Annotated in this window: 5 protein-coding genes and 2 pseudogenes; 2 read left to right on the top strand and 5 right to left on the bottom strand. The window is 67.4% G+C overall.

What is annotated here, in order from left to right; translation table 11 throughout:
- Nucleotides 1–93: 93 nt before the first annotated feature.
- The gene (locus ADL01_RS15910) at nt 94–660 is read right to left on the bottom strand and encodes an RICIN domain-containing protein (protein ID WP_078960547.1); all 567 of its coding nucleotides are present in this window, start codon (nt 658–660) and stop codon (nt 94–96) included.
- A gap of 910 nt (nt 661–1,570) precedes the next feature.
- The gene (locus ADL01_RS15905) at nt 1,571–2,557 is read right to left on the bottom strand and encodes an alpha/beta fold hydrolase (RefSeq protein WP_053742650.1); all 987 of its coding nucleotides are present in this window, start codon (nt 2,555–2,557) and stop codon (nt 1,571–1,573) included.
- A gap of 144 nt (nt 2,558–2,701) precedes the next feature.
- Here ADL01_RS15905 and ADL01_RS15900 point away from each other — a divergent pair, with 144 nt between their 5' ends.
- Nucleotides 2,702–3,331, top strand: a complete 630-nt coding sequence (locus tag ADL01_RS15900; RefSeq protein ID WP_053742649.1) for a helix-turn-helix domain-containing protein — start codon at nt 2,702–2,704, stop codon at nt 3,329–3,331.
- Between the two features lie 68 nt (nt 3,332–3,399).
- On the opposite strand, the pseudogene ADL01_RS41990 reads toward ADL01_RS15900, so the two are convergent.
- From ADL01_RS41990 to ADL01_RS41985, 3 genes and pseudogenes are all read right to left on the bottom strand, one after another.
- Nucleotides 3,400–4,660: pseudogene (locus tag ADL01_RS41990) on the bottom strand (IS701 family transposase).
- Nucleotides 4,661–4,783: 123 nt separating this feature from the next.
- Nucleotides 4,784–5,158: a VOC family protein gene (locus ADL01_RS15885; RefSeq protein ID WP_053742652.1), complete on the bottom strand. Its 375-nt coding sequence runs from the start codon at nt 5,156–5,158 to the stop codon at nt 4,784–4,786.
- A gap of 81 nt (nt 5,159–5,239) precedes the next feature.
- Nucleotides 5,240–5,830, bottom strand: a pseudogene (locus tag ADL01_RS41985) (IS5 family transposase); the annotation flags it as partial.
- A 250-nt stretch (nt 5,831–6,080) separates the two neighbouring features.
- Between ADL01_RS41985 and ADL01_RS15880 the strand changes: the two are divergent.
- Nucleotides 6,081–6,368 (top strand): serine hydrolase domain-containing protein (locus ADL01_RS15880; protein WP_159049535.1); only part of this gene is annotated, 288 nt, incomplete at its 3' end.

The raw sequence follows: 6,368 nt of genomic DNA, 5'->3' as shown, positions 1-6,368 counted from the left end.
CTGCCCCACCCCAAGATCCACAGACACGGCAGAACACAACCACAGCCACCGGCAGAACTCACAACTGCCCTACCAATAACTGTGATTGCAGTACTAGCCCTGGCGCCAGAGCTGGTTGTTGACGGCACCCAGGCAGTCATAAATCTGGACCGTCGTTCCGTTCGTCGCCTGACCGTCCCGGAGATCGAGGCAGAAGGTGTGCCCGCCGGAGTGGTTCGCGCTGACCACCGTGAGGAAGCCAGGGACGTTCGGTGAGACCACCAGCTGCCACCGCTCGGAGAGATCGCCGCCGCAGACGTGGTGCTTGACGGTCTGTGTATTCACCGGGCGTGCGAAGTCCAGGCACAGGTTGCTGTGGACATTCCGCAGGTTGAAGAAGCCGCCGCCGACCGACACCGGCAGCCAGTTCTGGTTGGGATCGGTGTTGTTGGCGAGGCAGTCATTCTCCACCACCGGGGCGTTGTCCAGCAGCGAGCCACCGGCGACCTCGGCGCACTTGTTGGTCCCCCTGTTGATGAGTGTGAAGGCGGCCCCGATATTGAGCGGCTGTACGACATCTGTCGGCCCGCCGGCCGCGTGGGCGCTGCCGCCCATGGCCAGGCTGGCCGCGAAGACCATCAGCCCGGCCAGCATCACGCTGACCATTCCGCGTCTCTTCATGGACTTCCTCCAGGTGATCGGGAGCGTGGCAACACGTGCAATCGGCGCTATGACCCGGGCTGGCGAAACTCCCCTGCGCAACACCGGCCCAGGAGTTCCAAACCCTCGGCAGACAGCGTGGGGGCGCGATAAACCGGTTGTCGCGTCCTGTTCCGCTCATCGGAACGGAGCAGGAGAGAGGCACCTCTACCGCACTCCTGACGTGCAACGGACTCGTGATCGCATTGGACCGTAGTTTGCTCGTTGTGGACTTCGGCACCGAAATATTCCGTCGTTAGCCTCGATCTTTCTTGAGGGTCCACCGACGGAGTCGGTGGACCCTCAAGAAAGATCAACGCTAGGGCGTGTCCGACGGATCTCGGCTCTGTCCTGCCCTCGCCCACGCTCCGCTGGAGGCGAGGGTTTAGGGCGTACACATCAGCAGAGGACAACTCTTCACCAGTAGGCCCTATCGATTAGCCGAACATGCGCGCGACCTTCTCGTCGGCAAATCGTATCCGCACCGCGCTGCGTCCACAGGAAGGAGCCGTTAACGCCAAGACCGACCACTACGCTGGCGATTGTCAGCGTCATGTAGAGCCATGCCCTTTCGTGGCCCCAGGCTCCCGGCGACAGTGCGTGGTACGCCTGAGTGAGGCCCAGCCCTGTTCCCGCAGGAACCGCCGTTATCTACGGCGGCGCCAGATTCGGCACATCATTCCCGAGCGCAGAGACCAGCGGGCTGATACTCCAGCTGTAGATCGTGATCTTCATATCTGGTGAGCCGACGCACGATAGTTGTCACATAGGCACGCTTGTTGTCACCGGCGTAGCGATGAGGCTGTTCAGCGTTACCGAACAGACGTCACGCGCTACCGCGGCGCGGCCCACCCGAAACGCACCGCCAAGCTGCTACGGCAGCCGGCCTGGTTCAGCTCTGAAGCGTGGTGAGCCAGTCGGTCAGCAGGCTGTTGACCTCGTCGGGGCGTTCCTGCTGGATCCAGTGGCCGCAGCCTTGTAGGAGGTGGGAGGCGGACAGGGCGGGGAGCGTGGTGGGGTAGGCGTCGATGGCGTCGGACATCCAGGTGGTGGAGGCGTCCAGGGCGCCGCCGATGAACAGGGATGGCTGCTTGATCGGAGCTCCGCGGTGCGGGGCGAGGTCTTCCCAGTCGCGGTCCATGTTGCGGTAGCGGTTGAGGGCGCCGGTCAGGCCGGTGCGCTCGAACTCCGCGGCGTAGACGTCGAGGTCCTCCTCGCTCAACCATGCCGGGAGCGGGCCTGCGGGGAAACGGTCGCACAGCTGACAGCCTGGGCCGACGAAGTGCGGGTCGGGCTCGCCCTCGGCAGGCATCGTGTCGCCGGAAAGGGCCGCGTAGAAGCCTGCGAGCCAGCTCCGGACGTCGGGCTCGATCTCCGCCTCGGCACTGCCGGGCTCCTGGAAGTAGGAGACGTAGAACTCCTGCTCGGGGCCGCCGATTTGGCCGAAGACATCGGTGGGACGGGGACCGCCGGGCGGCGCGTAGGGGACGCTCAGCAAACCGACCGCGCGGAAGACTGCGGGGTGGAGCAGGGCGGAGGCGGCGGCGATGTTGGAGCCCCAGTCGTGGCCGACGATCACCGCGCTCTCCTCGCCGAGGGCGCGCACGACGGCGACGTTGTCCTCCACCAGGTCGAGCATTCGGTAGGCGTCGATCGCTGCGGGCTTGGAGGAGCGGCCGTAGCCGCGCACGTCGATCGCCACCGCCCGGTACCCGGCCCCGGCGAGGGCAGGGAGTTGGCGGCGCCAGGAGTACCAGGACTCGGGGAAGCCGTGCACCAGCAGGATCAACGGGCCGGTGCCCTGCTCGACCAGGTGCAGGCGCCCGGCAGGGGCCTCGACGGTGCGGTGGCGGAGTGCGGCGGACGGCTCGGATCGCATGGGCGACTTCTCCTCGGTTCGCGGGCGGCCGGCGGGAACCCGTCGATCATGCGACGCGGCGACCACTCGGCGCGATGAGCGTTGCCATCGTGGCAAGGTTGCAGGACAGGGCGGTGATGCGGCACGGCGGAAGGAACGGGGACGGTGGCAGGTGACGAGGTGACACAGACGCTGGCGGCGATGGGGCCGCGGCTGCGGGGTGTGCGCGAGCGCCGTGGCGTCACACTCGCCGCTGTCAGCTGCGCGACCGGCATCTCGCCCAGCACGCTGTCGCGGATCGAGACCGGCCGGCGCAAGCCCACCCTGGAGGTGGTGCTGCAACTGGCGAAGGAATACGGAGTCGCCCTGGACGAGCTGATCGGCACCGCACCCGCCCCTGCGGCCGAGCCCCGCAGCGCGGCGCCGCACAGCTTCGGCAACGACAAGGCGGTGTTGCCGCTGACCCGGTACGTCGGCGGCCTGCACGCCCACAAGCACGTCCTGCCTGCCGTCGCGGAGCCGCCTGGGCGGCCCCGCCAGGTATCCCACGAGGGCTACGAGTGGCTGTGCGTCCTGTACGGGCGGTTGTGGCTCGCACTCGGCAACCAGGACCTCGTCCTGACGGCCGGGGACGTCGTCGAGTTCGACACCCGCATCCCCCACGCAGTCGCAAACGCCGGATCCGCCGGACCGGTCGAGTATCTGATCATGTTCGGGCCTCAAGGAGAACGTCTACGGCTGCGCACCCCTCCAGCAGCTGGTCGCGGGACTGGTGACAGAAAGGCTGCTGAGTGAGCAGTTGTGACAAGCCGCGTGCCTGGTCGGTGACAACCACGCTGCTTCGGCCGGCCTCATTCGCCACGTCATCCGGCTCTACCGGTGACAACTACTGAGCTTCGGCTCATCTTCGATGCGGCTTGTCGCTCGTAATGGCTGGTGCGGGATCGCTGCTGATGGCGGCGTCGCCAGTCGGACCAGCCGAGTCGGTGGACGACATCGTGGACGGGCTGGACGACGAGCGTGATGAACAGGCGCTGGATCTCGTTGCAGGACAGCGGGACCAAGCCCTCCGGGGCGGGGTTACGGGCGTGTTCATCGGCGCGGACGACGGCCAAAAAGGCGTGAGCGAGCATCGCGAGGGTGACCCAGCGGGTCCAGGAGGGACAGCGGCGGACCTGGTGCTCACCGAGTCCGGCCAGCCCTTTCTCACTCTGGAAGGCCTCTTCCACACGCCATCTGGATCCGGCGACCCGCACCAGCTCGGTCAGCGGCACCGGCGGGGGTGAGAAGCAGCGGTAGTAGGCGAGTTGCCGGTGGTGCGGTTGCGGCGGATCAGGAGCTGGCGGCTGCCCGGCGCCGCCTCGGTGAGATCGATGACGGCCCAGTCGTAGAACCGCTGTCCCTTCGCACCACGTCCAGCAGAGAGCTTCTGCCAGACGCGCTTCGGCACCTTCTTCACCAGGGCATCGGCGCGGAACGTGCCCGCGCCGGTGACCACTTCGGCCGAGCAGGCCACCGCGAGGACATGGCCGATGCCGCGTTCCTCCAGTGCCGTGCGCAGTTTCGGGTTGCCGCCGTAGACCTCATCCCCGGTGACCCAGCCCACGTGGTGTCCGGTGTCCAGGAATCGTTCGATCATCGTGCGGGCCAGTTCCGGCTTGGTCGCGAAGACGGTGTCCTCGCCGAGCCCCGCTGCCCGGCAGCGGTCCGGGTCGCTTGTCCAGGAGCGCGGGATGTACAGCTCCCGGTCCACCGCCGCGTGTCCCCGCTCGCCGGCGTAGACGAGGTAGACGGCGACCTGGGAGTTCTCGATTCGCCCGGCCGTGCCGGTGTACTGGCGCTGGATGCCGACGGTGTGGGTGCCCTTCTTCACGCCGCCGGTCTCGTCGACGACCAGCACCGCGGCCTCGTCGTGGAGGTGCTCGGTGACGTATTCGCGGACGGCGTCGGCATCCCAGGAGGCCCGGCACAGCAGATGCTGCATGCCGTGCGGACTGCCCCCCCCGGCCCACTCCGCGATCGTCCCGCAGTTTTTGCGCGGCAGGTCCGACAGCAGGCCGAGCACCAACGCCCGGCCCGCAGGCGGGGTTCGACCCGGGTGAACCGGCCCGCGATCCGGCTCATGGCCACCTCGAACGCCTCCCGCCAACGGGCGGGAGCTATGCTGTGGCCTGCGGCTACCGTCTCGTCGTTAGTCCACACAACTCACGATGATCACCGGTGGCCACACCCCTTCGTGCCCCCCAGTCAGTCTCGGACGAGACAGAACGGGTGTCCTGCCGGGTCGGCAAAGATGCGCCAACTCCGTTGCCCGTCACCCTCGTCGAGCAGTGTGGCCCCCCGATTGAGGACGTCCTCGTGGGCTTGTTCCAGGTCCTTGACCCCCAAGTCCAGGTGGAACTGCTGGGGCCGAGCGGGGTCCGGCCACCGTGGTGGCTGATGGTCTTCCACCCGCTGGAAGGCAAGCACAAGCCCGTCGGTGTGAAGCGTCGCCCAGCCGTCGCTGAGCGACCACCGCGGATCCGGCTGGTTCACTACGCCGCCGAGAAGCGACTGGTAGAACCGAGACAGCTCAACGACATCGGCACAGTCCAACACCACACACTGCAGCCTGGCGATCATGAAGGGCAGCGTCTCACGACGCCTGATCACGATCTACAGCTGGAGTACTCACCGCCAGCGGCGTGGCAGCCACGGTGGCTGGCCCGCAGAGTCAGGACGGGCCCGTGGATGCCCGCCTGCCGGGCGCGGGACTCGGATGCGGGTGACGACCGGGATCAGCTGGGGTGCGTCTCCCCACTGACCCGGCGTAACCAAGATACTCAGCGGACGGCAGCCGCCGTCACATGTCAGATGAATCTTGGTGGAGAAACCGCCGCGTGAGCGGCCCACCGCCTCATCGGACCGATGCTGGAGGGGTCGACTGCGGTGCCCTGGTATCCGTGCCGGCCGGTGATGGGCCCCGGCCGCGTGCTCGTGGGCACGGCACACGGTGGAGCCGACGCTCACCACACTCCAGTCGATCCGGCCCTCCACGCCGGCATCCGCCTGGACAGCTCGCAGGATCCTGTCCCAGGTACCGTCCGCCGACCACCGCCGGTGGCGATCATGAAGGGTCTTCCACTTCCCGAACCGCGCGGGTAAGTCTCGCCACGGTATGCCGGTCCGTTGGCGGAAGAGAATGCCGTTGATGACGGTGCGGTGGTTCTTCCAACGTCCACCTCGGCCGACGTTCTTCGGAAGGTGCGGCTCCAGCAGAGCCCACTCCGTGTCAGACAGATCACCCCGCCCCACATCAGCCGAAACGATGCGTGCCCGGCACTGGTCACGCAATCCATCGGACAGTGCCTAGGACGCCTGGGCGAAGGGCATGAACCCGGACGTCCCCGAGGCCAAGGTCCTCGACAACCCCTACACCGATTACCGCAGCACCTTGACCCACGGCCGCTGAGGAGACATGTGGGCCTGCGCCGATGAGTTTCGCGCTGGCGGACGGTCCTAGAGAAGTATCCGCCGTCGGCCGTGACACGAGGGGCAGAGCCTGATGAACCACCTGACCGCACTGTTGGAGAAGTACGTCGCCGAGGGAGCCTTCCCCGGAGCGGTCGCCCTGGTGGACCGCTCCGGTGAGGTGGAGGTCGCGGCCGTGGGATCGCCGGAGCCCGCAGGCTCGGCACCGATGCGGGCCGACACCATGTTCCGGCTCTCCTCGGTCACCAAGCCCGTGACCGCCGCCGCGGTGCTGGCGCTCGTCGACGACGGTGTGCTCACCCTGGACGCGCCGATCGCGCGCTGGCTGCCAGAACTGGCGTCCCTGAAGGTTGTCCGCACT

It is taken from the genome of Streptomyces sp. NRRL WC-3618 (assembly GCF_001280005.1).
Taxonomy (GTDB): domain Bacteria; phylum Actinomycetota; class Actinomycetes; order Streptomycetales; family Streptomycetaceae; genus Streptomyces.
This window is presented reverse-complemented; position numbering and strand designations above follow the sequence as displayed.